The sequence below is a fragment of the Natronoarchaeum sp. GCM10025703 genome, assembly GCF_042661985.1.
Lineage (GTDB): Archaea > Halobacteriota > Halobacteria > Halobacteriales > Natronoarchaeaceae > Natranaeroarchaeum.
Genome location: NZ_JBHSZF010000001.1, coordinates 730,118 through 753,426, shown reverse-complemented (window position 1 = coordinate 753,426; position 23,309 = coordinate 730,118). Strand labels below are relative to the sequence as shown.

General features: G+C 63.5%; 19 protein-coding genes, 1 tRNA gene and 7 pseudogenes. 14 read left to right on the top strand and 13 right to left on the bottom strand.

Annotated elements, in window-relative coordinates; all coding sequences use genetic code 11:
- Positions 1-23: 23 nt before the first annotated feature.
- The 5 genes from ACFQH2_RS04170 to pheA all read right to left on the bottom strand — a co-directional run bounded on the left by ACFQH2_RS04170 (position 24) and on the right by pheA (position 5,025).
- The gene (locus ACFQH2_RS04170) at positions 24-1,364 is read right to left on the bottom strand and encodes an RNA-guided endonuclease TnpB family protein (RefSeq protein ID WP_377051238.1); all 1,341 of its coding nucleotides are present in this window, start codon (positions 1,362-1,364) and stop codon (positions 24-26) included.
- 357 nt (positions 1,365-1,721) lie between these two features.
- Complete coding sequence (locus ACFQH2_RS04165; RefSeq protein WP_377051236.1) at positions 1,722-1,967, bottom strand: glutathione S-transferase N-terminal domain-containing protein; 246 nt, start codon at positions 1,965-1,967, stop codon at positions 1,722-1,724.
- A 66-nt stretch (positions 1,968-2,033) separates the two neighbouring features.
- On the bottom strand, positions 2,034-3,461 hold the full coding sequence (locus ACFQH2_RS04160; RefSeq protein ID WP_377051234.1) for an NCS2 family permease: 1,428 nt from the start codon (positions 3,459-3,461) through the stop codon (positions 2,034-2,036).
- Positions 3,462-3,716: 255 nt separating this feature from the next.
- Positions 3,717-4,130 (bottom strand): Hsp20/alpha crystallin family protein, encoded by a 414-nt coding sequence (locus ACFQH2_RS04155; protein WP_377051232.1) that lies wholly within the window; start codon positions 4,128-4,130, stop codon positions 3,717-3,719.
- A gap of 91 nt (positions 4,131-4,221) precedes the next feature.
- Entirely contained in the window at positions 4,222-5,025 is an 804-nt protein-coding gene (gene pheA / locus ACFQH2_RS04150; protein WP_377051230.1) for a prephenate dehydratase, read from the bottom strand.
- A gap of 183 nt (positions 5,026-5,208) precedes the next feature.
- On the opposite strand from pheA, the gene ACFQH2_RS04145 reads away from it, so the two are divergent.
- On the top strand, positions 5,209-5,646 hold the full coding sequence (locus tag ACFQH2_RS04145; RefSeq protein WP_377051228.1) for a halocyanin domain-containing protein: 438 nt from the start codon (positions 5,209-5,211) through the stop codon (positions 5,644-5,646).
- Positions 5,647-5,924: 278 nt separating this feature from the next.
- Here ACFQH2_RS04145 and lpdA read toward each other — a convergent pair.
- Positions 5,925-7,351: pseudogene (gene lpdA, locus ACFQH2_RS04140) on the bottom strand (dihydrolipoyl dehydrogenase).
- A 186-nt stretch (positions 7,352-7,537) separates the two neighbouring features.
- On the opposite strand from lpdA, the gene ACFQH2_RS04135 reads away from it, so the two are divergent.
- The 3 genes and pseudogenes from ACFQH2_RS04135 to ACFQH2_RS04125 all read left to right on the top strand — a co-directional run bounded on the left by ACFQH2_RS04135 (position 7,538) and on the right by ACFQH2_RS04125 (position 8,820).
- Positions 7,538-7,693 carry a hypothetical protein gene (locus ACFQH2_RS04135; RefSeq protein ID WP_377051224.1) on the top strand — a complete coding sequence of 52 codons (156 nt, stop codon included), beginning with the start codon at positions 7,538-7,540 and terminating at the stop codon, positions 7,691-7,693.
- 3 nt (positions 7,694-7,696) lie between these two features.
- Positions 7,697-8,426 (top strand): annotated as a pseudogene (locus ACFQH2_RS04130) (FAD-dependent oxidoreductase).
- 91 nt (positions 8,427-8,517) lie between these two features.
- On the top strand, positions 8,518-8,820 hold the full coding sequence (locus tag ACFQH2_RS04125) for an amphi-Trp domain-containing protein (protein ID WP_377051220.1): 303 nt from the start codon (positions 8,518-8,520) through the stop codon (positions 8,818-8,820).
- Between the two features lie 24 nt (positions 8,821-8,844).
- Here ACFQH2_RS04125 and ACFQH2_RS04120 read toward each other — a convergent pair whose 3' ends face one another.
- Genes ACFQH2_RS04120 through pdhA form a run of 3 tightly spaced genes read right to left on the bottom strand, consistent with a single transcriptional unit; the run spans position 8,845 to position 12,522 of the window.
- Complete coding sequence (locus ACFQH2_RS04120; protein WP_377051218.1) at positions 8,845-10,386, bottom strand: dihydrolipoamide acetyltransferase family protein; 1,542 nt, start codon at positions 10,384-10,386, stop codon at positions 8,845-8,847.
- On the bottom strand, positions 10,274-11,410 hold the full coding sequence (locus tag ACFQH2_RS04115) for an alpha-ketoacid dehydrogenase subunit beta (RefSeq protein WP_377076474.1): 1,137 nt from the start codon (positions 11,408-11,410) through the stop codon (positions 10,274-10,276). Before ACFQH2_RS04115 ends, ACFQH2_RS04120 begins: the two co-directional genes overlap by 113 nt.
- A 2-nt stretch (positions 11,411-11,412) precedes the next feature.
- Positions 11,413-12,522 carry a pyruvate dehydrogenase (acetyl-transferring) E1 component subunit alpha gene (gene pdhA, locus ACFQH2_RS04110; RefSeq protein ID WP_377051214.1) on the bottom strand — a complete coding sequence of 370 codons (1,110 nt, stop codon included), beginning with the start codon at positions 12,520-12,522 and terminating at the stop codon, positions 11,413-11,415.
- A 263-nt stretch (positions 12,523-12,785) separates the two neighbouring features.
- Between pdhA and ACFQH2_RS04105 the strand changes: the two genes are divergently transcribed.
- Together ACFQH2_RS04105 and ACFQH2_RS04100 are read left to right on the top strand one after the other, a co-directional pair.
- Positions 12,786-13,154, top strand: coding sequence for a universal stress protein (locus ACFQH2_RS04105; protein WP_377051212.1), 369 nt, complete (start codon positions 12,786-12,788; stop codon positions 13,152-13,154).
- Positions 13,151-13,597, top strand: a pseudogene (locus ACFQH2_RS04100) (GNAT family N-acetyltransferase); the annotation flags it as partial. The gene ACFQH2_RS04105 and the pseudogene ACFQH2_RS04100, both read left to right, overlap by 4 nt.
- Positions 13,598-13,680: 83 nt before the next feature.
- Here ACFQH2_RS04100 and ACFQH2_RS04095 read toward each other — a convergent pair.
- On the bottom strand, positions 13,681-14,190 hold the full coding sequence (locus tag ACFQH2_RS04095; RefSeq protein ID WP_377051208.1) for a universal stress protein: 510 nt from the start codon (positions 14,188-14,190) through the stop codon (positions 13,681-13,683).
- Between the two features lie 116 nt (positions 14,191-14,306).
- Between ACFQH2_RS04095 and ACFQH2_RS04090 the strand changes: the two genes are divergently transcribed.
- Positions 14,307-14,729, top strand: a complete 423-nt coding sequence (locus tag ACFQH2_RS04090) for a universal stress protein (protein WP_377051206.1) — start codon at positions 14,307-14,309, stop codon at positions 14,727-14,729.
- 102 nt (positions 14,730-14,831) lie between these two features.
- Positions 14,832-15,917, top strand: a complete 1,086-nt coding sequence (locus ACFQH2_RS04085) for a DHH family phosphoesterase (protein WP_377051204.1) — start codon at positions 14,832-14,834, stop codon at positions 15,915-15,917.
- A gap of 15 nt (positions 15,918-15,932) precedes the next feature.
- Here ACFQH2_RS04085 and ACFQH2_RS04080 read toward each other — a convergent pair.
- A pseudogene (locus ACFQH2_RS04080) lies at positions 15,933-16,352 on the bottom strand (DUF5807 family protein); the annotation flags it as partial.
- A gap of 259 nt (positions 16,353-16,611) precedes the next feature.
- Between ACFQH2_RS04080 and ACFQH2_RS04075 the strand changes: the two are divergent.
- From ACFQH2_RS04075 to ACFQH2_RS04065, 3 genes and pseudogenes are all read left to right on the top strand, one after another.
- Positions 16,612-16,899: a hypothetical protein gene (locus tag ACFQH2_RS04075; protein WP_377076473.1), complete on the top strand. Its 288-nt coding sequence runs from the start codon at positions 16,612-16,614 to the stop codon at positions 16,897-16,899.
- 190 nt (positions 16,900-17,089) lie between these two features.
- Positions 17,090-17,452, top strand: coding sequence for a hypothetical protein (locus tag ACFQH2_RS04070; RefSeq protein WP_377051198.1), 363 nt, complete (start codon positions 17,090-17,092; stop codon positions 17,450-17,452).
- Between the two features lie 30 nt (positions 17,453-17,482).
- Positions 17,483-18,114: pseudogene (locus ACFQH2_RS04065) on the top strand (DUF4382 domain-containing protein).
- Between the two features lie 507 nt (positions 18,115-18,621).
- Here ACFQH2_RS04065 and ACFQH2_RS04060 read toward each other — a convergent pair.
- A tRNA-Arg gene (locus ACFQH2_RS04060) sits at positions 18,622-18,694 on the bottom strand.
- A 266-nt stretch (positions 18,695-18,960) separates the two neighbouring features.
- Here ACFQH2_RS04060 and ACFQH2_RS04055 point away from each other — a divergent pair.
- The 3 genes and pseudogenes from ACFQH2_RS04055 to ACFQH2_RS04045 form a co-directional block, all read left to right on the top strand.
- The gene (locus ACFQH2_RS04055; RefSeq protein ID WP_377051194.1) at positions 18,961-20,418 is read left to right on the top strand and encodes a single-stranded DNA binding protein; all 1,458 of its coding nucleotides are present in this window, start codon (positions 18,961-18,963) and stop codon (positions 20,416-20,418) included.
- A 63-nt stretch (positions 20,419-20,481) separates the two neighbouring features.
- Entirely contained in the window at positions 20,482-20,913 is a 432-nt protein-coding gene (locus ACFQH2_RS04050) for a histone family protein (RefSeq protein WP_377051192.1), read from the top strand.
- 1 nt (position 20,914) lies between these two features.
- Positions 20,915-21,909, top strand: a pseudogene (locus ACFQH2_RS04045) (histone deacetylase family protein); the annotation flags it as partial.
- Between the two features lie 23 nt (positions 21,910-21,932).
- On the opposite strand, the pseudogene cca reads toward ACFQH2_RS04045, so the two are convergent.
- A pseudogene (cca, locus tag ACFQH2_RS04040) lies at positions 21,933-23,288 on the bottom strand (CCA tRNA nucleotidyltransferase); the annotation flags it as partial.
- Between the last annotated feature and the right edge of the window lie 21 nt (positions 23,289-23,309).

Sequence of the window (23,309 nt, the reverse complement as noted above, 5' to 3'; positions counted from 1 at the left end):
ACGGTGGCGCGGGGCGTCCGTGTTTAGTCCTGCATCGCTGACGCAACGGTCTTTAATTCCTCTCGCGCTTGACTCTGAGAGTCTTGCGCCGACGTTCCGTGTCCGTGAACACCCGAACACAAATCGTGTCCGTGAGAGTCGGGGCCTCCACCAGCCCCCGATGCCGCCCGTCTCACCTTCCACACGCGAGGAAGGGTTTCGAGAGACGGCACATTTCCAGTTTCTCGCTCTAACCACTCCTGCACAACACACACCGACGCCTTCCTATCCGCGTGATCTTGAAACTCACACCGTTTGCACTTGAACCGCTTTTTGCGGCGATTCGCCCGTTCCGTGTGCTGACATTCAGTTCTTGGGCATCGCTGACTCGTATACTCAGGGTCAACTTCATCCGAAGGAATCCCAAGCCACGCAGCCTTGTACGACACCATGTCTTGGAGTGCAGCGAACGGTAGCGAGTGCAGGCGGCGATTCATTCGCGTTCCGTAGTCGATGGACTCTCGCATGTCTTTGAGGTCTTCAAAGACGATAACCGGGTCGTTGAATTGCGATACCCATTCAACTACTTCCCGCGATACTTTGTGCAGGCAATCATGAACGTAGTCGCGTTCTTCGGTCTGTACGACCGTCTCGAATGCAGTCTGCTTGGCTTTCTGCATCCGCTTGCGCTTGGTGAAAAACTCGTGACGCTGTTCTTTCACCGACGGATACTCGAACACCACGGAGTCTTCCACCGAACCACTTCGACTCATCGCAGAGAGTGCAATACAGTCCTCGTTCACATCCACACCAACAATTGTGTCCGCGTCGTGCTTGCTGGCGACGTGATGGGTCTCGTGTGTAATGGTGACGTGAAGTCGCCACTCACCGTGTTTGTGAACGACTTCAGCGGTTCCAACCCGCCATTCATCGTCGTTGAACGCGGTTTGCAGTCTGTCGAAGTGGGCTGGGCTGCCACGGAGTTCACCTTTGACGTGCGTGCCTCTTGTGGCAGTGATACGGAAGCGAATCGTCCTGTCCCCTTCGGGGAACAGGCGGTATCCTTCGCCGTGGTTCATCACCATCGGGTACGACTCATCGATGTACGGGTAGGGACGCCCCCACCCGTCATTTTTGTTGTCGTGATATGTTTCGATTTCACCGAGTGCCTTATCAACGATGAGTTGGGTGGTGTTGTTGACGTGATCGGCGTTGTCAACCACAGTTGGTTTGATATTGCCCCATTCCCAACCAGCTTGGTCGAGGCGGTTGGTTTCGTTGCGGATGCGTCGGGCTTCGAGACACCCGGTTTGCAAGTCGTCGCCACTCCCCGTGGTAATGTCTAGTCCGAATGGCAAGGTTTGGGTGAGTTTGGACGACTGCACTGTATTTTAGTACGGTTTAGTAATTGAAAAAAGTATGGATTAGACGCGCTTCACCCCCGACCACGGTGGGTCGGGGTACTCGCGCTGCTATCTTTTATAGATCGGCCACACTGGACTCGTCTGCCGCCATTTCTGTCACCCATTGCTTCGGCGGTAGCCGCATCTCTCGAACCCGCAACACAGCTACAGGGCCGCGAGCGCGTGCCCAGCGGGCCGCGCTCGGCGGGGAAGGGCAGGTGCTGCGTCGAGACGGCCGACGGGACTGACCGGGACACCGGCGACTTAGAGGTCTCGATCTACTCCCCTGAGAACCGCACTACGTTCCGACGGGTGACCGACTGCCCACAAACCGCTCGATCAGACGTACTGCTCTTCGAGGTAGGCAACGATATCGTCGCTCTCGGGCATGCCGTGGACGTCGTTTGCCTCGTCCATCAGCACCGGCACGCCGGTCTGCCCACTGACCTCTTTCACTTCGGTTCGCTCGGAATGGCTCCGCGGTACTTCTCGCGCTTCGTACTCTAGGTCGAGTTCATCCAGTTTCGTAGTGACTTTCGCACAGAACGGACAGCCCGAAAGTTCGTACAGTATCAGATCGGACATTCATCAGTAGTTGGGGGTGAGAAGCAAGAAAGCGTTGGTGCCGTGCGCGGCCGACGCGAACCCGATCTAGAGAATGAAGCCGCCGGTCTGGAGGACGTAGTACGCGATCAGCGCGAGCGCAAGCACCCACTGACCGAGGCGGACTTCGGCCCCCTCGCCCATCGCCGCCTTGACGATCGGATAGGAGATGATCCCCGCCGCGAGACCGTCAGCGATCGAGTATGCGAGCGGCATGACCGTGATCGTGAGCGCACCCGAGATGGCCCAGGCCGGATGCGTCCAGTCGATATCGGTAACGCCCTGGAACATGATGACGCCGACGACGACCAGCGCCAGGAACGAAGCGTAGTCAGGGATGATCGAGACAAGAGAGACGAGCGGCAGGGCAAGCAGGAAACAGGCCGCGACGACCAGTGCAGTGAACCCGGTTCGACCGCCCTCCTCGATACCCGTCGAGGATTCGATGTACGTCGTCACCGTCGAGGTGCCGACCATCGCGCCGAAGGTGGTGCCGACTGCGTCGGCCATCAGGGGTTTTTCCATCTCCGGGAGTTCGCCCTCATCGTCGAGGAAGCTACCGAACTGCGCGACGCCGATCAGCGTCCCCGCGGTGTCGAAGAAATCGACGAAAAAGAACGTCAACATCACGAACAGGAAGGTTAGCGGATCGATGTCCTGCAGGCCGCCGACGAACGCACCGGCGAGCGGGGTGATGTCGTACTGGACGCCAGTGATCAGGGTCCACATCGCAGAGAGAATGCCGTCCTGCTCGAAAGAACTGTAGAGACTGCCGTCGACGACGGTTGCCGGTTCGGTGAGGTTTGCCGCGGCGACCAGCCAGCCGGCGAGCGTCGTCGTCAGAATACCGATAACGATCGATCCAGTAACGTCACGTGCCCAGAGGACCAGCGTGAACGCGACACCAAGAACGCCGAGAATCGCGAACGGGTTCGATGCGATGTCGCCCAGTTGGACGAGCGTCGTCGGTTCGGCAACGATCACCTGCATCTCCTGCAGGCCGATAAAGAGCAAGAACACACCGATCCCGGCTCCGACCGCGTACTTGACTGGCTCCGGGAACAGGTTGATGACGAATTTACGCGCACCGACCGCAGTAAGGATGATAAACAGAATCCCTTCGACGAAGACGGCAGCGAGCGCCGTCTCCCACGGGATTTCCAGAGCTATGACGACCGTGAACGCGAAAAACGCGTTGAGGCCCATCCCCGGCGCGAGGCCGAACGGTCGGTTTGCGTAGAGTGCCATCACGAGCGTCGCCAGGGCCGACGCCAGAATGGTCGCAATCGCGATCATCTGGATCACCTGTCCCTGATCGTATCCGTCGATTACGATCGCTTCGGAGAGAATGAACGGGTTGACGACGATGATATACGACATCGCCAAAAAGGTCGTGACCCCCGCGAGCATCTCCGTTCGTAAGTCGGTGCCGTGATCCTCGAACTCGAAGAACTCCGCGATCTGGTCCACTGCCATTGGATGATTGTGCAGTCGGCGAACAGACAACTTAAATATTTTCTTCTCAGTTCCCTGGTGTATACACGATTATGTAATACTGGCGTGAAAACGCCGGATCCAGGGCTCCAGTTCCGAAACGAACGCAAGCCGTGGTTCGATCCTGTCCGACCACCAGCGCTAACCGAGTCTCTGATCGGTCTGAACGACAAATATTCTGAATGAGACCGTCCGAAGCGCGCCCGCAGCACCACTCCGCGGATCAGTTACGACAGTTTACTCGATATCGATAGAGTGGCCTTCCTCAGCCCCGAACTCCTTGGGTACCGTGACGGTCAGCACGCCGTTGGTGTGCGAGGCCGTCACCGACTCCGCGTCGACAGGTTCGGGAAACGCGATCGACCGCGAAACCGACTCCATCCGGCGCTCCTGACGGATATACTGGTCTCCTTCCTCCTCCGATTCGACCTCCCGATCAGCCTCGATGCGGAGCGTGTCGTCGGCAATCGTCAACTCGATGTCGTCGGTCTCGTAGCCCGGCAGGTCGACGGTAACGACGAACTCCTCGTCACGCTCGGCAAGGTCGACCGCCGTCGAATCGGTCTGTGGCTGGAGATCCATGCCCGTTTCAAACTCCTGTTCCATCCGCTCTAACAGCGATTCGAATTCTTCGAACGGGTTTCCTCGCATAGTTGATCAGGGCGATCTGCCCGTTTGTAGCTACGGTATCGGGGCCTATAACCTCCGACCCCTCACAGAGAACAGAGTCGAGAACCGTGGCTTAGACGACGTGGGAGGTGTCGTAAGAGCCAAGCCGTCGGATCCAGCCGTTTTCGGCGAGTCCGTCGATGTCGGCCAGCGCCTGCTGGGTACGGTCCTCGTACAGCCCTGCTGCGATATCGACGTGGAAGACGTAGTCGCCGAGGCGTTCGCCGCTGGGGCGGGATTCGACGCGGGTAAGGTTGATATCGCGGTCGGCGAAGGGTTCCAGCAGGTCGAGTAGCAGTCCGGGATAGTCGTCGTTCGGGTAGACGATGAACGTGGACTTCCCGCCCGCTCGCGAGCGGTCTTCGGTCGGGGCGATCACGAAAAAGCGGGTCGCGTTCGAGTTGCGGTCCTGGATATCTTCGGCCAGCACTTCGAGGCCGTCGCCCCCGTTATCGGGGTGGCCAATTCCCGCGACAGTCGGATCTTCGCGGGCGACCTGAACGCCGCGGGCCGTGCTGGCGACCGCTTCGAGGTCGGCGTCGGGATAGTGCTCGCTGAGATACTCCCGACACTGTGCCAGCGCCTGCGAGTGGCTGGCTACAGTCTCGAACTCCTCGTCCTGAGCCAGTAGCGCGTGTCGGATCGGCGTCACGACCTCCTCGACGATAGCGAGTTCGTAATCGGCGAGCGCGTCGAGGCTCTCGGTGACGCTTCCCTCGATGCTGTTCTCGATCGGTACGACGCCGCGGTCGTACTGGCCGTCGGCGACCGCCTCAACGATGGCGGTGACGGACTCGCGGAACTCGACTGTGGCCGCGACCGACCGCGCGGCGCGATGCGAGTAGGTCCCTTCGGGACCGAGGGTAACTGCTTTCATCGACTGCTCATACTCCGAGGGCGACTAAAAGACCGTCGCCGTCGGAGTAGACGGGTTGTCGACGGACGGATCTCAGTGTGCTTATGAGAGGCGAGTACTGAGTCTGGACGTGATGTCTCTCCCTACGACCGACGGTCGTCGTGTCGCGAGCGAGTGCTCCCTCCCGTCCGAGGTGGTCGCCTGATGCCGACTCGACGTTGCGTTCTCGGCGCCGTGGCCGGTGCGGCGGCGGTCAGCCTCGCCGGTTGTACGGGCGGCGGCGACTACGAGGACGGGGACGCCGACCCCGGCGTATGGCTCTCGGACGTCGACGAGTTCGACGGGGTCGAAGAGTACACAGGTACCGACGAGGTCACGGTGGCCGTCGGCGCCGGGGACGGACTCGCCTTCGATCCCACTGCGATTCGGGTCGACGCCGGAACGACGGTCGTCTGGGAGTGGACGGGCAACGGCGGTAGCCACAACGTCGTCCACGCCGGGAGCGATGGCCTCTTCGAGAGCGATCTGGTCAACCGAACCGGTCACACTTTCGAGTACACGTTCGACGAGCCGGGAACCTACAACTTCCTCTGTACACCACACCAGGCGTCGGGCATGAAAGGATCGGTCGTGGTGGAGTGATCGGGCGGGACCATCCAATACTGTACCGGAGGTGTTTTGTAGCGAGGAAAGAGAGACTCCGGTAGGCGGCACGGTCAGGCAGCTACCTTTCGGCACGCGTGGTTTCCACGGTGTCATGGCTGACTGACCTAAACCGTCTCTCTAACACCCACGAGCGACAGCTATTGCTCGCGACGAGCTCCTGATCGGGTACCGGTAGGTACAGACGCGAACTGCTCTCCGGCGCACTCGGAAATCGAGCGCAACCGTCGGCAAACGGCTACGCCATCCGGGGGAGGTTACCGGTTTAGCGTGTGGATCGCGTGACCGAGACCGTTCTCGGCGGCTTCCATCACCGACTCCGAGAGCGTGGGATGAGTGTGAATCGTCGATGCGACGTCTTCGAGGGTCGCGCCCAGTTCGACAGCCAGTCCGATCTCGGCGATCAGTTCGGAGGCCTCGGGGCCGACGACCTGCCCGCCGAGGACGAACCCATCTTCGGCGTCGGCGACCAGCCGGACGAACCCGTCGCTCTCGCCGGTCGTGAGCGCCCGGCCGCTCGCGCGGAACGGAAACTGGCCGACGACTGGCTCGAAGCCAGCCTCTTCGGCCTCTGTCTCGGTCATGCCCACAGTACCGATCTCCGGTTCGGTGAAAACCGCCGCAGGGATCGCCTGGTAGTCCAGTGCGGCCGGTTCGCCCGCGATGACTTCGGCGGCGACCTGGCCCTCCTTGCTCCCCTTGTGAGCGAGCATCGGCTCGCCAGCCACGTCGCCGACCGCGAAGACGTGCTCTTTGTTCGTCCGCGCCCGGTCGTCTGTCGGCACGAACCCGCGGTCGTCCGTCTCGACACCGACCGCACCGAGGTCGACGGTGTCGGTGACCGGCTGGCGGCCGACCGCGACGAGGACCTTGTCGGCGTCGAGTTCGAGCCCGTCGTCGTCGCCCGCCGCATCCGTCCGAACGACGATGCCGCCATCCATCTCCTCCCAGCCGGCGGCGGTCTGGCCGAAGTGGAAGTCGACACCCAGCGATTCGGCGTGTTTCTTCACTGGCCGCGCGAGGTCGGACTCGTAGCCCGGCAGGACGGAGTCGAGCATCTCGACGACCGTAACGTCGGTGCCAAGTTTGGCGAAGACGCCCGCAAGCTCCATGCCGATGTAGCCTGCGCCAACGATAACCATCGCGTCGGGCGCGTCTTCGAGCGCAGCGCCTGTTTGGAGTCGAGTACCGGGTCGTCGGCATACGAGAAGTTCGGAATCTCGATCGGTCGCGAGCCAGTTGCCAGGATGGCATGCTCGAACTCGATCGTCTCCGCGCCCTGTCCCTCGCCACTGTGGACGACACGGGCTTCGTTTTCGTCGACGAACTCCGCGCGGCCCTCGATGAGGTTGACCTGATTGGCCTTGCAGAGCTTCTCGACGCCGCTGGTTAGCTGGTCGACGACGCCGCCTTTCCACTCTTGCATCTGCCCGATGTCGATCTCGGGGGCGGCATGGATCCCCATCTCCTCGGCGTTGCCAGCGTCGTGGGCGACGCCCGTCGCCGTAATCAGCGCCTTCGAGGGGATACAGCCGTGGTTCAGACAGACGCCGCCGTAGGCCTCTTTCTCGACGAGCGTGACGTCGAGATCCAGTTGTCCGGCCCGGATCGCGGCGACGTAGCCGCCCGGTCCTGCACCGATTATCAGTACATCCGTACCAGTAGTGACGTCACCAACAACCATGCAGGGCTATTGGAGAGGTCGGTACAAAGAACGCAAGGTATCGGTCCGACACCGGCGGTGCCGGATTGGTAGGTCCCATCCGAGAGTCGTCGATGTGGATGCGTCAGGCGGGCTTGAGCGGGTTCGAGCCATTCGGGGACTGACACTAACCGAAGACGTTTTGTCGTCGTACGCGGGGCAAAACGCATGAACGTGATCGATATCATATCTGCGGGCGGATCGAGCCAGCGACCGGGTGAGAGAGCCGTTGCCCCCGAACTGCCCGTCGGCTGTCCCTGCGAGGGAAGCACTGACCGGCCGACACCCGAGAAGAACGTCGAGTCCACCGGGGGTGTTCGCTGACCGATGTCGGCCGGCACACGGGATGTCGTGATAGTCGGCGGCGGCATCGCCGGGCGCACGGCGGCGACGTTTACCGCCCGACACGGCCTGAACACGCTCGTCATCGATGCAGGCGCGTCGATCCTTCGGCGGAACGCCCACCTTGAGAACTTCCCGGGCTTCCCGGCCGGCGTCAACCCCGTCGACTGCTCGACCTGACGAGCGAGCAAGCAGCGGGTGCAGGGGCCGAGTTCGTCGAAGCAAGGGTCACGCGCGTCAAGGAGACAGAAGAGGGATTCACCGTCGCTACCGACGGCGACGAGCGCTACCACGCCCAGTACGTCATCGCCGCGACGAAAAACGAGGTGAGCTATCTCGATGATATCGACGGCGTCGGCCGCATCGACCGGGGGAAGGTGTTCGTCGACGTCGATGAGCGAGGCCGCACCGGCGTCGACGGTCTGTACGCCGCCGGGCGGCTTGCCGAGAAGCCACACCAGGCAATCGTCTGTGCAGGCCACGGCGCGGAGGTCGCGGTCACCCTCCTGGAGGACGACGATAGACCGTTCTACCACGACTGGGTCGCTCCGGACGGCTACTTCACCGACCGCGACCGGGAGCTACCCCCGGCTGTGAGGAAATCGATGCGGCAACCGCGCGTGAGCGCGAAGACGAGTCGAACGAGGTGATGCGAGAGCGCTTTACGGAACGCCATCCCGACGAGCAGGAGACGCATCCGAGCCTCGAAGAATGACCGAACCTTTGTAACGCGATGGCCCGCGTATCTACCGCCTCTCCCGGCCTGAACCGTTCCCTTTTAGTTTAGGCTGACCTAAACAGTCGTCATGGCAGAAGAGTCCGAGAACGAACACACCGACGACGAACGGACGACGATCCGAACTGGCCGCGACTTCGAGCAGGAGTACCGCCTCGACGCGAGCGAAGCGGGCGAGTTCCTCATCGCAATCGGCGAGCAACTCCGCGACGACGACGAACTGACAGTCGTCGACGACGAGTGGGAACTGCCGTTCGCGTTCGGCGAACCGGTCTCGCTCGAAATCGACTACGAGGGCGTCGGGGAGCCAGAACTGGAGATAGAGCTAGAACTACCGGGGCGGACTGACGAGCACGCGCCAGACGTCCAGTAGCTTGTTCGAGACGGTGCTATTGTCTCACTCCAGCAACAGGAGCTCCGGCGCTTCGAGGTACTCGATGACCCGATTGGTGAACCGCGCCGCGTCCGCGCCGTCGACGACCCGGTGGTCGATCGACAGCGACAGCGGCAGTGTCTCTCTGGGGACGACCTCCCCCTCGTGAACCCGGGGCCGTGGCTCTATCGCGCCGAGCGCGAGGATCGCTACCTCGGGATGGTTGATGATCGGCGTGGCGTACTCGCCGCCGATGACGCCGACGTTCGTGATCGTGAACGTACCGCCCTGCATCTCCGAGGGTTCGATCGAGCGTTCCCGGGCCTTCTGGGCGAGTTCGTTCGTCTCCGAGGCGAGTTCGAGCAGGCCCTTTCGGTCGGCATCGTCGACGACGGGCACCATCAGTCCGGCATCCGTGTCGGTCGCGACACCGAGGTTGTACTCGCCCCGCTTGACTATTTCCTCGTTCTCCTCGTCCAGTTGCGCGTTGAGGACGGGATGGTCCTGTAACGCGGCGGCGACGGCTTTCATGACGAACGGCGTGTAGGTCAGTTTGATGCCGCGCTCGTCGGCTTCGCTCGCCAGTCGCTCGCGAGTCTCGACCAGCGCAGTCACGTCGGCGGTGTCGTGATGGGTGACGTGTGGCGCGGTGAACTTCGCGTTCGCCATCGCCTCGCCGATGGTGCGGCGGACCCCGCGGTAGGGTTCGCGAGTGTCGCCTGTCGAATCCGCCCGCACTGCCTGCGCGTCGGCCTCCTGTGCGGCCCGCTGGGCCTCGGCGTACTCCCGGACCGCCTCGGCGGTGACGAAGGCCTCGCCATCGCGTTCCTCGACGGCCGGGACCGCGTCCAGGTCGACGTCCTCCTCGCGGGCCACGCGGCGGGTGGCCGGGGCGGCGAGGGTTCTGTCGCGGTCGGCGGAATCGGTCTCGATGCGGGCCGAACTGGCGGCAGTGGTCCCGGCCGTGTCCCGACCGGTCGGGGTGGACGCCTCGGCCGTATCGCGGTCGGCCGTGCGTGACGCCTCTGCGATATCAGCATCCTCGGCCGCTGGTTCCTCCTCGGCACTCACGGTTGCGGTGTCTCCCCCACTCGCGGCCGCCTGAACGTCGGCCGCCGTGATCCGACCGCCAGGGCCGCTTCCCTCGACCGAATCGAGGTCGATGCCCGCCGCTCGGGCACGGCGACGGACCGAGGGCGACGCGAAGACGCGTCCTTCGGAGGTAGCGACCTCGGCGTCGGACGTGTCGGCCTCAGTGTCGGCCGTGGCGGCGGAGTCGTCGGTCTCGGCGTCAGCGTCCGCCGTCGGCTCCGCCGCGCTATCCTCGCCCTCCACGTCGAACGTCACGACAACGTCGCCGACGGGAACCATCTCGCCTTCCTCGGCGTGGAGTTCGCGGATATGTCCGTCGACCGGCGAGGGTAGATCCACCATCGCCTTGTCAGTCTCGACCTCAGCGATCGGCTGGTCCTCCGAGACGGCGTCGCCGGGGTCGACGAGCCAGCGGACGAGTTCGCCTTCTGCAACGCCCTCGCCCACGTCGGGTAACTCGAACTCGCGGACCATAGAACTCCACCGTCTCCCGGATCCCTTCCTCGATGCGGGCGGGTTCGGGCAGGTAGTAGTCCTCCAGCGCGTACAGCGGGAACGGCGTGTCAAAGCCGGTGACGCGTCCGATCGGTGCCTCCTGATACAGCAGTGACTCCTCCTGTAAGGTTGCCGTGATCTCGCCGGCGAGGCCACCGGTTTTGGGTGCCTCGTGGACGACGACGGCTCGGCCGGTCTTCTCGAAGGAGTCGACGATGGTCTCCCGATCCAGCGGCGAGAGCGTCCGCAGGTCGACGACTTCGACGTCGATATCGCCCGCAAGGTTCTCGGCGGCCTCGACGGTCCGGTGGGCCATTGCGCCCCAGCAGTAGGCGGTGACGTCTTCGCCCTCGCGCCGGACCGCGGCCTCGCCAAGCGGGATTTCGTAGGATTCGTCCGGGACGTCGCCGCGGAACGCCCGGTAGATCAGTTTCGGTTCGAGAAAGAGCACGGGGTCGGGATCCCGAATCGCGCTCGTCAGCAGTCCTTTCGCGTCGTACGGCGTCGACGGCACGGCGACCTTGAGCCCTGGCTGGTGAGCGAAAAACGCCTCCGTCGACTCGGAGTGGTGTTCCGGTGCGCGGATCCCGCCGCCGTAGGGTGCGCGGATCACCATCGGGCAGTTGAACCGACCGCGCGAGCGGGTTCGCAGGCGCGCCGCGTGGGAGACTATCTGGTCGAACGCGGGGTAAATAAAGCCCATGAACTGGATCTCGGCGACCGGGCGGAGACCGTACGCGCCCATACCGATCGCGGTGCCGACGATACCCGATTCGGCCAGCGGCGTGTCGATCACGCGGTGCTCGCCGTACTCCTCGTAGAGCCCCTCCGTGGCGCGGAAGACGCCGCCGTTCTTCCCGACGTCCTCGCCCATCACGATGACGTCGTCGTCGAGGTCCATCTCGGTCGCCAGTCCGTCACGAACCGCCTGGACGAGCGTCAGTGACTCGCTCGTTACCTCCGTCGGGTCCGGTGCGGTCGTCGGTTGCTGTTTGCTTGCCATCGTTATTCCTCCGTGAGGGCGTCGTCGCCGCGTGTCTCCCTGATACGCTGGAAGTATCGTAGCTGTTCGTCGAGACGGTCGGGCATCTCGCGATAGACGTGCTCGAACATCTCCGCCGGTTCCGGCCGCCGCATCGCTTCGACCGACTCGAGGGTCTCGGCGACGCGGTCCTCGACCTCGGCCTCGATGGCGTCGACCGTCTCGTCGTCGAGTCGGCCGGTCGACCGCAGGAACGTCTCCATCCGCGGCAGGGGATCTTTCTGCTTCCAGCGCTCGACTTCCGCCTCGTCGCGGTAGACCGACGGGTCGTCCGCGGTCGTGTGCGCGCCAAAGCGGTACTGCACCGCCTCGATCAGCGTCGGCCGTAGCTCGCCGGTCCCCGGATCCTTGGCCTTTTCGACGGCGTCTTTCGTCACTTTGTACACCGCGAGGGGGTCCATTCCATCGACCTGCACGCCCTCGAACCCGTACGCGGTCGCCTTCTGTGCAAGCGTCTGGCTGGCCGTCTGGCGCTCTCTGGGCATCGAGATCGCCCACTGGTTGTTGTTACAGAAGAAGACGGCGGGCACGTCGAACACGCCCGCGAAGTTGAGCCCCTCGTGGAAATCGCCCTCGCTCGTCGCGCCGTCACCGAAGTAACAGAGAAAGGCCCGCTCCTCGCCTTTGAGCTTCGACGCCCATGCCATCCCGGTCGCGTGGGGGATCTGCGTCGCAATCGGGACCGCGACGGTGAAGACGTTGACGTCGTCGGGAATCCGACCGCCCTTCTCGCTACCCATCCAGTACAGCATCGTCCGGTCGAGCGGCATCCCGTGGACGGTAACCGCGGCGTGTTCCCGATAGCTCGGGAAGATCCAGTCCTCGGTGCCGAGGGCGTAGGCGCTCCCTATCTGGGCGCCCTCCTGCCCCGACATCGGGGGATACGTCCCCATCCGGCCCTGGCGCTGGAGGCTAACGGCGCGCTCGTCGAGGTGACGGGCGAGCCGCATATCACGATACATCTCCACGAGTCGGTCGTCCGAGAGCTCGGGGACCGTGGCACCATCCCGGACGTGACCGTCCTCGTCCAGTATCTGTACCCGGTCGTCGGGATCACGCTGTACCGTGCTCACCGGAATAACCTCCGTTGCATATCATAATTATCAATCGCTCGGGTTATAGGGTTTTCGTGGAATCAGCCCGTGTTTGACGTAGGAACGGACGGAAATACCCGCTAATGCGTTAATACTGTACGTTTGCAGTACAACTGTGGCGAATATAGTACGTCTCCGTGTCTCCGATCGTCGATGTCTCGAACAGATCCGACCCTGCGGATCGCGGCATCGGTCCGTTCCGCGACACAACTGTTTTGAAGGGGCCGGTAAAACTGGTGTTTATGAAAGTCTTGCTCGGGGTCGGCGGAAGCGAAGAGTCCCGGCGCGCGCTCACGGAGACGGTCGAGCGAGCCATGGAGGCCGGCGACGAGTTGACGGTCGCAGTCTTCGAGACGGGAGAGCGAGACGCCGGCCGCGAGGCTATCGAGGCTGACGTGCGCGCGGAACTCGACGAGTCGGGACTCGACGCAACGATCCGACACATAGAGGAGAACCCGGAAAGCGAACTGCTCCGGATCGCCGAGGAGGAGGGATTCGACCAGATCGTGATCGGTGGGGGGCACGCAAGCCCGATGGGGAAAATCAAACTTGGTCCCATCACCGAGTTCATACTCGTTAATGCACAGGTAACGGTGAAGCTGATACGATGAGTGACGAGCGACACTACCCGGAGAAGGCCTCGGGGCCGTTCCCCTCACCACCGGACAGGTTCGAGGACCGCGAGGGCCGCGAGATCCTGATCAAGCAGTACGAGGAAGCGGACAAGGAGGCGCTGACAGAGATGTACGTCGACTTCGATCCGGCGGATCGTGCACAGGGGATCCCGCCGTCCTCGGAGCAGCGCGTCCGGAGTTGGCTCGACGTCATTCTCGACGAGGGGCACAGCGTCATCGCCACTCACGACGGTGACGTCGCCGGCCACGCGGCACTGGTCAGGGATTCCGACGCCGGGACCTACGAGTTAGCCATCTTCGTCACGCAGGAGTACCAGCGCGCCGGGATCGGCGGTCGGCTGATCCGCAATCTGCTCGGCTACGGAAAGGAACAGGGCGTCGAGTGCGTCTGGCTCACCGTCGAGCGCTGGAACACCGCCGCGGTCTCGCTGTACGAGAAAGTCGGCTTCGAGCAGACTGGCAGCGAAAGTTTCGAGCAGAGATGGCGCTACGGCTCTGCGACTCAGACTGACAGTACCGGCTGGCTGGCGTACAGGAGCGTGTATTCAGCGGCTTTTTCCAGGACGTCAGGCTCGTCAGTCTGCGATTCGCGCGGGATCACCAGGAAGTCGGCGTTGGTCTCCTCGGCGACGTCGAGGACGACGCTACCGGGATGCTGTGTCTTTCGCTGCGTGGAAAAGCCGTACGCGATCATCGTGCTAACGGGCACGTCATGTTCGGCGGCCTTCGCTTCGACCGTCTCCAGATAGGCCCTGTTGTCCGCTGCAATAGACGTATCTTCGAGTTGCTCCTCTTCGATGGCGCGGACGACGTCCTCGCCGAGGATGTAGAGCGCCTCCAGGGAGGCATCGTACCGGTCGGCGATGGCGACCGCGTACTCGACGGCGCGTGTCGAGTCCTCGCTACCGTCGACTGGAACGAGCACTGTCTCCACGGTCGGCACCCGATCGGGATCGTCGACGGACTCATCGTCCCCGAAACTCGATCGGGACCCGTTCGTGACTGGTGACATACACGGACGAACGCGGTCCGCCATCAAAAATCCACCCCTGACGACTCCCAGCAGGGAGACGTGACCGCTCACCGGAGGACCGGAGATTTATGCGACCTGCGAGAAAACAGGTAGATATGATCGACACTGTCGTCGTCGCGACGGACGGGTCCGAGAGCGTCCAGCGGGCGGTCAACGTGGCGCTTGACCTCGCAGAGCGCTTCGACGCGAGCGTCCACGCACTGTACGTCGTCGACGAAAGCGAGGTCGACGCGTCGCCCGACCAGCTTCGCGACGACCTGCACAGCGCGCTCGAACGCAAGGCCGAGGACGCGTTCGATGCCGTCAGGGAGAACGCGGACCGGGAGGTACACACCGCGGTACGGGAGGGCCATCCGGCGAAGGAGGTCTGTGAGTACGCCCGGGAGATAGACGCCGACGTGATCGCGACCGGTACCCGCGGTCGCCACGGCGAACACCGTTTTCTCCTCGGCAGCGTCGCCGAGCGTGTCGTCCGGTCCAGTTCCGTCCCCGTTCTGACGGTTCGACAGCTCGCGTAACACGGTGCAGATCGCCGAGAGCTCGTGTTGCTCGTGGACCCATTGTGACACCGTCGAAAGTCGGATCGGCGGGTTCTTTGAGCCGGGGCCACAGGCCACAGTATGGACGATTCACTCATCGATGATAGCGAACTCGCCCCGCCGCGACGATCCGTACTGCCCGGCGAGGGCTTTTTTGTCCCCGATTCCTTCGAGGAGGATCTCGAAGAGCAGGAAGCGGCCGAGGAGCTAACCGGTGTCGAGGTCGCCGTCGTCGCCGATCCGGACGCGGACGGGCTCGCCTGCGTTGCGCTGTTAGAGGAGATGTACGGCGACGTGGCGCTGATCCCGGCCAGCCCGCACGACCTCGAAGAAGGGATGGAGTACGTCGCCGAGTACGGCGAGGAGGGTATCCGAGCGTTCGTCTGTGATCTCTGTCCGGACAGGTTCGAGTACGTCGAGGAGGAACTCGACGCCCTGCTCGACCGCGCGAACGAGGTCCGATGGTTCGACCACCATCAGTGGGACGACGAGGTCGCCGCCGCCGTCCGCGAGGCTGGCGCCGATCTCGTCGTCGGCGACTCAGACGAGGAGTGTACTGCCGATGTCGCGCTCCGCTCGCTCGACTACGAGTTCCCCGAACACCTCCGCGAACTGGCCCTCGTCACGCGCGATCACGATCTCTGGATCCGAGAGGACGCCCGCAGCGACGACCTGGCCGACTACTCCTACTGGTCGGAGCCCGACGAGTACGTCGAGACCGTGCTCGAACACGGCCCGGACCTCTCGGAGGAGGTCCTCGACTTTCTCGAAGAGCAACGCGTCGAGAAGAACGACCTGATCGAGCGGGCGGTGAGCCGCGCCGAGTTCGTCGAGATCGGACCGTGGACCGTCGGCGTCACCTACGGTCGCTGTTCGCAGAACGAGGTCGCCGAGGCGATGCGCGAGGCCGACGCCGACGCCTCGGTGATCGTCAAGCCCGCGGGCAGTGCGTCGATCCGCGGCACCGACGGTTTCGAGCGCTGTCACGAGGTCGCCGGGCAGGTCAACGGCGGCGGCCACCCCAAGGCGGCCGGCTGCAAGCCCGACATCTACGACGACATGCTCGACTACGCCCACCACTGGACGAGTCGCGGCGCGACGACAAAGCAGGTGATCCTCGACGCGTTCCGGAACCTGAACTGGGAGGACGATGCCGCCGACGAATAGGCGAAGCTGGTCCGTACGTTCCCCGACGACCCACTTGTGCGAGTACGCAGTCCCGCAGGTGCACTGTGCGTAGGCGTGGATCACGTCACCCTCGGCGTAGAGGCCGCCGACTTCCTCGTTCTGTTCCTCGGCGAAGGCAAAGACGAAGCGCACGTCGTGGTCTTCGCCGTCCGGACAGGTCCCGCCGGTCAGCGATCGGTCGATTTCGCCCTCCGTACCCATCGCGTCCTTGGCAAAGCCCATCGCGTCGGTCCCCGTCGCGGACTGGAACGCGCCGCGGCCGGCATCGCCATCGACGACCAGCAGGTGGCCGCCGTCGACGCGTTCGCCGAACCCGTCCAGTTTCTCCGGTTCGTCTACCGCCCGATCAGCGAGGAAGAAGGCGACATCCTCGAGTCGCTCGCCAGCCAGAAACTCCGCGCGTGCCTCGGTCATACCCACTCTTTCCCTTCGATACTCAAAAGTACCGCGACAGCGGCCGCTGTCGGCGTTCGACCTCCGGAACTTACTTTTGGGCGTCCGCAGACAGTTCCTGTATGTCCTCCAACAGATCACGGCTGCGTATCGTCGAGGCCGTCCTTGCGCTGACCGTCCTGATCGTCGCCGTGATGACTGTCAAACTCGTCCCCGGAATCGACACGCTGAAGCGATTCTCCAGGTCCTCCCGGGCAGTAATGCTCTGGGGTCGGGGACGGTGTTCGTCTTTCCCACCCTGCTCGCCATCGTGACGCTCGTCGGCGCGGTCCTCGACTGGCCGAGCATCGCGTCGGTCGTCGTGACCGCACTCGCCGTCATCACGCTGGTGATGGTCGCACTGAGCGTCGATACGTTGGTCTTCGGTGAGGGAGGCGGCGTCTTCTTCGGCCACCTCTTCGTCGGACTCGGCGCGATTCCGCTCGCGGCTCTCGTCCTCGTCAGACCCCTGGTCGAGCGACTTCTGCCCGCGGACCGTCCGAACCTGCTGAACCGGTTCGGTAGCTGACTCCGTTGCGCGCGAGTCGCGATCGCCCTGGAACACGCCGGAGGTACGCCGGAGTGCCCACCGCACGCCAGCCACGGGAAATAACTCTATTTAATTCGGTTTAATCGTCGAATAACGGCCCGAAACTGCCACAAAACGGGGTTGAGCGTTTCAGGGGCTTAAATGTCTACCACTCCCCGATCCGGATGCAATGAACACTCGAACACTACTCACGATCGCGGTCGCCGCGGTCGTCCTGATCGGTGGCGCGGCGGCAGTCGGTGCCGCCGCCCCCGCGGACGCATCGAACGCAACCGAGACGACTCCCGAAGAGGCCGATGACTACGCGGCTGACGAACCGGGCGCGGTGAACGCTGATGGTATCGGCGCCCCTGACGGGCTGCCCGAGCAGGTGCCAGATCACGTCACCGAGATCCACGATACGATCGACGCGTTCCTCGACGGCGGCGTCGACAACCTCGGCGACGCAGTGAGCGACATCGCAGACGGCGCCGGTGACGTTGTGGATAGCGTGAACGATGAGGCCCCCGATGCAGTCGAACAGGCACAGTAACGCGACCTACGTTTCAAGCGATCCAAACCAATGACTGACGACACATACACGACCGACAGACGCTCGTATCTCGAGATGGCAGGCGGTGCGGCGGCCATCGCCACGACCGGACTCGCCGGCTGTCTCGGCGGCGACGCCACGGGGACGCTCGCGACCAGCGTTACCGACCAGCCTGCGGACATCGGCGACTTCGAGTCCTGCGTCGTAACGATCACCGGCATCTGGCTCGGCCCCGAGGGCGCAGAGGAGGGCTCCGAAGGTGCCGACGACGGTACCGAGGAAGAGCAAGACGGAGAAGACGAAGCGGCGTCGAGCCGCGAGTACTACGAACTCGATGACCCCCGAGATGCCGACCTCGTCGAACTCCAGGACGACTCGACCGCGCTGATCGACGACCGCGAGCTCGACGCCGCCCAGTACGAGTTCCTCCAGCTGAGGTCTCCGGCATCGAGGGAACGCTGGACGGCGGCGACTCTGCGGAGATGGACACGCCCGGCGAGGCCCCGCTGACGTTCAACGAACCGTTCGAGATCCGCGAGGACACCCAGACCTCCTTCACCGCGGACTTCGCTCCCGTCAAACAGGGACAGACCAACCGGTACATCCTCCGGCCGGTTCCCGAGGGCATCGAAGTCCACTACGACGACGGCAGTGACGAATAGCGAGCATCGTCCCGCTGGCGCTGTCGGTCCTCCGCACGTCTTCTACGCGTTTCCAGAACTCCAGCAGAGAGATCTGAACTCGGTCAGTTGTGCTCGCGCTGCTGCGCGCGTCTGATCTGCTCAAATCCCCTTGTTGGAGTTTCCTCAGCGCAGACGGTTTGCTTCGCTCGCCGGGTTGTGCTACAAAGAACGTCCGGACGGAGTCTCGAAGTCTCCGACTCCGGGGTACATCTGATCGCCGATCAGATGGTGTCTCACGCGAGCAAAGCGAGCGTGAGGCACGTCCGGTCGCGAACGCAGTGAGCGTCCGGACGGAGTATCGTGTGAGCGTAGCGAACGCGATGCACGTGCGACCAGAGGTCGCACGGAGATTTGAACTCTGGAAGACAGTCCGGGCATGCGGCGCTTCGCGCTGTTCCGGGCTGTGACTTCCGTGCCCAAATCTCCGTTGCCGTGCTTCGCGGCGCAGACTCCTCGCTACGCTCGTCGTTATTACGCCACAAAGAACGTCCGGACGGAGATTTGAACTCCGGTCCCTGGCTCCGCAAGCCAAGAGGATAGTCCACTACCCTACCCGGACTCATCTCTACGTACCGCCGACCTACGTAAAGCGGTTACGATCCGAATCGTCTCTGGCAATACGTCACGGAGAGGCGTCGGCCCAGCGCACAAATTTATATCGGAAAGCGAGGCTACAGCACTCCATGCTACGCCAGAAAGGACGTCCGCGACCGCATCGAGACCCGCCAAGGGCCCGCACTATGCTGTCGGAATCCCCCAGACAGCGTCGCTCCCTGCGGCAAGGACAACGCTTAACCGGGGGCCAAACTACCACACCGTACTAGAATGGGTGCTATCGAGGACGTATACGAGGATCTCGAGGCAGACGTCCCCCAAGAGAAGTTCCGCGAGGCCGTCGAGGCCAAGGTGGAACAGATGGGTGGGCTGGCCGACGAGGAGACCGCCGCGATGCTCGTGGCACACGAGATTGCGGACAACGAGGTGAACGGAATCGCGGATATCGAACCGGGGATGGAGGAAGTGAAGTTCATCGCGAAGGTGCTCGGTATCGGCGAGGTGCGAACGTTCGAGCGTGACGACGAGGAACAGCCGGAAGGCCAGGTCGTCAACGTCGAGTTAGCCGACGAGACCGGCAGTTTGCGCGCGGCTTTCTGGGACGGCCAGGCCGAAGCCGCGACCGAGCAACTGCAGGTCGGCGACGTGCTCCGCGTGAAAGGCCGGCCGAAGGACGGCTACAACGGCCTGGAGGTAAGCGTCGAGGACGCACAGCCAGAGGACGAGGTCGAGATAGACATCTCGGTGACCGACACCTACCAGGTCGAGGACCTCTCGCTGGGTCTTTCCGACGTCGACCTCGCCGGACTCGTGCTGGACACCGAACCGGTCCGGACCTTCGACCGCGATGATGGCAGCGAGGGGAAGGTCTCGAATCTGGTCCTTGGCGATCCGACCGGCCGCATCCGGATCACGCTGTGGGACGAGAAGGCAGACCGCGCGACAGAAATCGAGTCGGGGACGAGCGTCGAGGTCGTCGACGGGTACGTCCGCGAGCGCGACGGCAGTATCGAACTGCACGTCGGCGACCGCGGTGCCATCGAAGAGATCGACGAGGAGATCGAGTACGAACCGGAACGAACGCCGATCGAGACGCTGGAGATGGGCGAGACCGTCGACATCGCCGGCGTCGTCCGCTCGGCGGACCCGAAGCGGACCTTCGACCGGGACGACGGCAGCGAAGGGCAGGTCCGGAACGTCCGCGTGCAGGACGATACGGGCGACATCCGGGTCGCTCTCTGGGGCGACAAGGCGGACAAGGAGATCGCGCCGGGCGACGAACTCGCGCTCGCCGACGTCGAGATCCAGGACGGCTGGCAGGACGACCTCGAAGCCTCGGCAGGCTGGCAGTCGTCGGTAACCGTGCTGGGCGATACGACGACACCGACGGAAGACACCCCGACGGCCGACGGTGATGCAACGCTGGGGTCGTTCGACGACGACTCGGGCGATGCGTCGTCGAGCGACGCTGGTGGGACGGCAACGGCAGCCGACGACGACGACACCGGTGGAACTGCCGCGGGCGAGGGCAGCGCCGCGAGCGCGATGGCTGACGGGGAGCAGACCGAGTTCACCGGGACGGTCGTCCAGGCGGGGAATCCCGTCGTCCTCGACGACGGCGAGGAGACCGTAAGCGTCGAGACTGACGCCGACGTCCATCTCGGCCAAGAGGTCACCGCTCGCGGGTTGTTGCGCGACGGGACCATCGACGCCGAGGACGTAGTGTAGTCGAGTTGGGACCAGAACGCCGCGACGGAAAAGGTTAAGGTGCCGACTTGCCCGAAATTGGGTATGAGCGTTGAGTTACCGTTTGCTCCCGTGGACACTATTATTCGACGGAACGCTGGCCAGTTGCGTGTGAGTGCCGAGGCGGCGAAAGAGCTCGCGCGCCGGATCCAGATGCACGGGGCAGATCTCGCAGAGGACGCCGCCGTCGAGGCGACCAAGGACGGTCGAAAGACGCTGATGGCAGAGGACTTCGGCGTCGAGCAAGTCATCGACAAGGACGCACTCGAACTACCCGTTGCGCCCATCGACCGGATCGCGCGGCTCAACATCGACGACTCGTATCGCGTCTCGATGGACGCACGGATCGCGCTCGCGGACATTCTTGAGGACTACGCGGACAACGTTGCGACCGCCGCGGCGAAGCTTGCGAGACACGCGGATCGGCGAACAGTAAAGTCAGAGGACATCCAAACGTATTTCGAGCTGTTCGAATGAAATGAACTTCGGCTACAGCGAGACGTGCCTCGACCACGATACTGGCGATCGGCATCCGGAGGCAGCCGACCGCCTGCTAGCCGTCCGTGAGGGGCTCAAACGAAAACACGGGGTCGAGTACGTCGACGCAACGCCCGCAACGGTCGACGAGATAACCGCCATCCACGACGAGGACTACATCGAAGAACTACGAGAGTTCTGCGACGACGGCGGCGGAAGCTGGGATCCGGATACGGTGGCGGTCGAGAAGTCCTGGGACGCGATTCTGAACAGCGCCGGGCAGCGGCGTGGGCGGCGGAACGAGCACTCGCAGGCGATCATGGCCGGGATACACCGTTCTCGATCGGACGACCGCCCGGACACCACGCCGTCACCGACAACGCGATGGGATTTTGCTTCGTCAACAACGTCGCCGTTGCGGCCCAGTACGCCCTCGACGAAACGGATGCCGAGTCGGTCGCGATTCTCGACTGGGACGTCCACCACGGAAACGGCACACAGGAGATATTCTACGACCGCGAGGACGTCTTCGTCGTCTCCGTCCACGAGGACGGAATCTATCCCGGCACTGGACGAACCGGGGAAACAGGAGCAGACGACGGCGAGTGGTCGACGCTTAACGTTCCGCTTCCGGCAGGCGGCGGCGACCCGGAATACGTGGCAGTGTTCGAGGAACTGGTCGAGCCAGCAATCGAAGGGTTCGATCCCGACCTCCTGCTCGTCAGCGCCGGCTTCGACGCGCATCGGCACGACCCCATCTCTCGGATGCGGCTCACGACCGATGGCTACGGCGTGCTCACCCAGCACGTCCGCGATCTCACCGACCGGATCGACGGCGCGCTCGCGTTCGTCCTCGAAGGTGGGTACGGGCTGGACGTCCTCGCCGACGGTGTAGTGATGGTCCACGAAGTGTTCGATGGGCTCTCGCCATCGACACCGGACGACGATGTCGACGACGAAGTCGAAGCGCTGATCAGCGACATCCAGACGCGCCACCGCGGCGTCACGCCGCCGAACCAGGGCGTCGGCTCGAAGTATCGGGCCAGTTCGACGCCGAACTCGTCGACGAGTGCCGTGATATCCTCACCGACGAGCACGTCGTAGCCGTCTTCGAGCGCCTGTTCGATGTGGGTTCCCAGCGCGACGGTGAATATGTCCTCGCTGTTGAGAAACGCCGCCGCAGTCGTGTACTCTCGCGCCCGCTCGACGACGTATCGATCACCGTCGAGGAACGGCCCGTACGCGTCGGTGCCGTCGTACTTCTCGAAGAACCCCTCGGCGTGGGATCGAACGTGTACCGGCGGCCCGATGTGGCGCTCGATGGCCGGCCGCCTGGTCACGGCAAGTTCGACGAACAGCACCGCGGTCTCGTGGGCGAAGGCCCTCGATCGGCAGATATCGAAACCGCGTCGATCGAGTTCTTCGACGATGCCGGACTCCGAGCGGCGGAGCTGTGGATACAGTTGATCGTCGACGATATCGGGGACGTCGAACCTGATCGCGACCGGGGTCGTCCGGCGATTCTGGAGGTGAACGACCAGAGCAGCCTCGTCGAGCGGATCGGGTTCGATCGGCGTGAACAGATCGGTACTCGGATCGTCGAGTAGCTTTCGGGCGTAGTGTTGAAGCCGTGCGACGTTCTCGGCCGAGAGGACTGCCGCCACGTTCCGATTCGGATCGGTCGGATCGATGACGGTCAGCGGATCGTCGAACGTCTCCTCGCCGTGTTCCTCGGGATCGAGTTCGACCGGGGGATGCCACTCCGCAGCAGCCTCGATCAGGGCTCTGAACCCACCGTACTCTAGCACCAGTAGCTCGGTCAGATAGCCGCTGAACCCCCTCGTTCTGAGGTCGCTCCCGTAGACGCCGATGCCGGAGAAGAACTGTTTTGTGAGACGGACGTCACGGGCCAGTTCGGCGTCGAGACGCTCGTTGATGTACTGGGCGTGGAACGGCGTCCGGTCGACTGCGGACTTGATGTCGCCCGGATCGTCGACGTCGTAACAGGGCACGAGGTCGATGTCGAAACTGTCGACGGTGCTTTTGACGTATGGATGCTCCGCGTACTCCTCGTTCCCGTCCGGGAGGACTTCGTGGCCGACTTCGAGGCCATACTCCTCTAGCTCGGCGCGGTCGATCGAAGGTGGAAATCGGACGAAGAGATCGATATCGCGGTCGCCGCTAATCCACGTATCCCGTGCTGTAGAGCCCACGCGGACCACGTCGGCCTCGACGGGGAGCTCCTCGATCACCGCTTCCGCTCGTTCGATGAGCGCCGTCACGACCTGTTCCATGCGTTCTTGCTCGTCCGGTGCTGGGTCGACTGACTCGCGGACGGCGGCAACGACGCTCTCGAACTCCTCGGCGTCCCTCATCACTCGCTCGTTCTCGCTAGG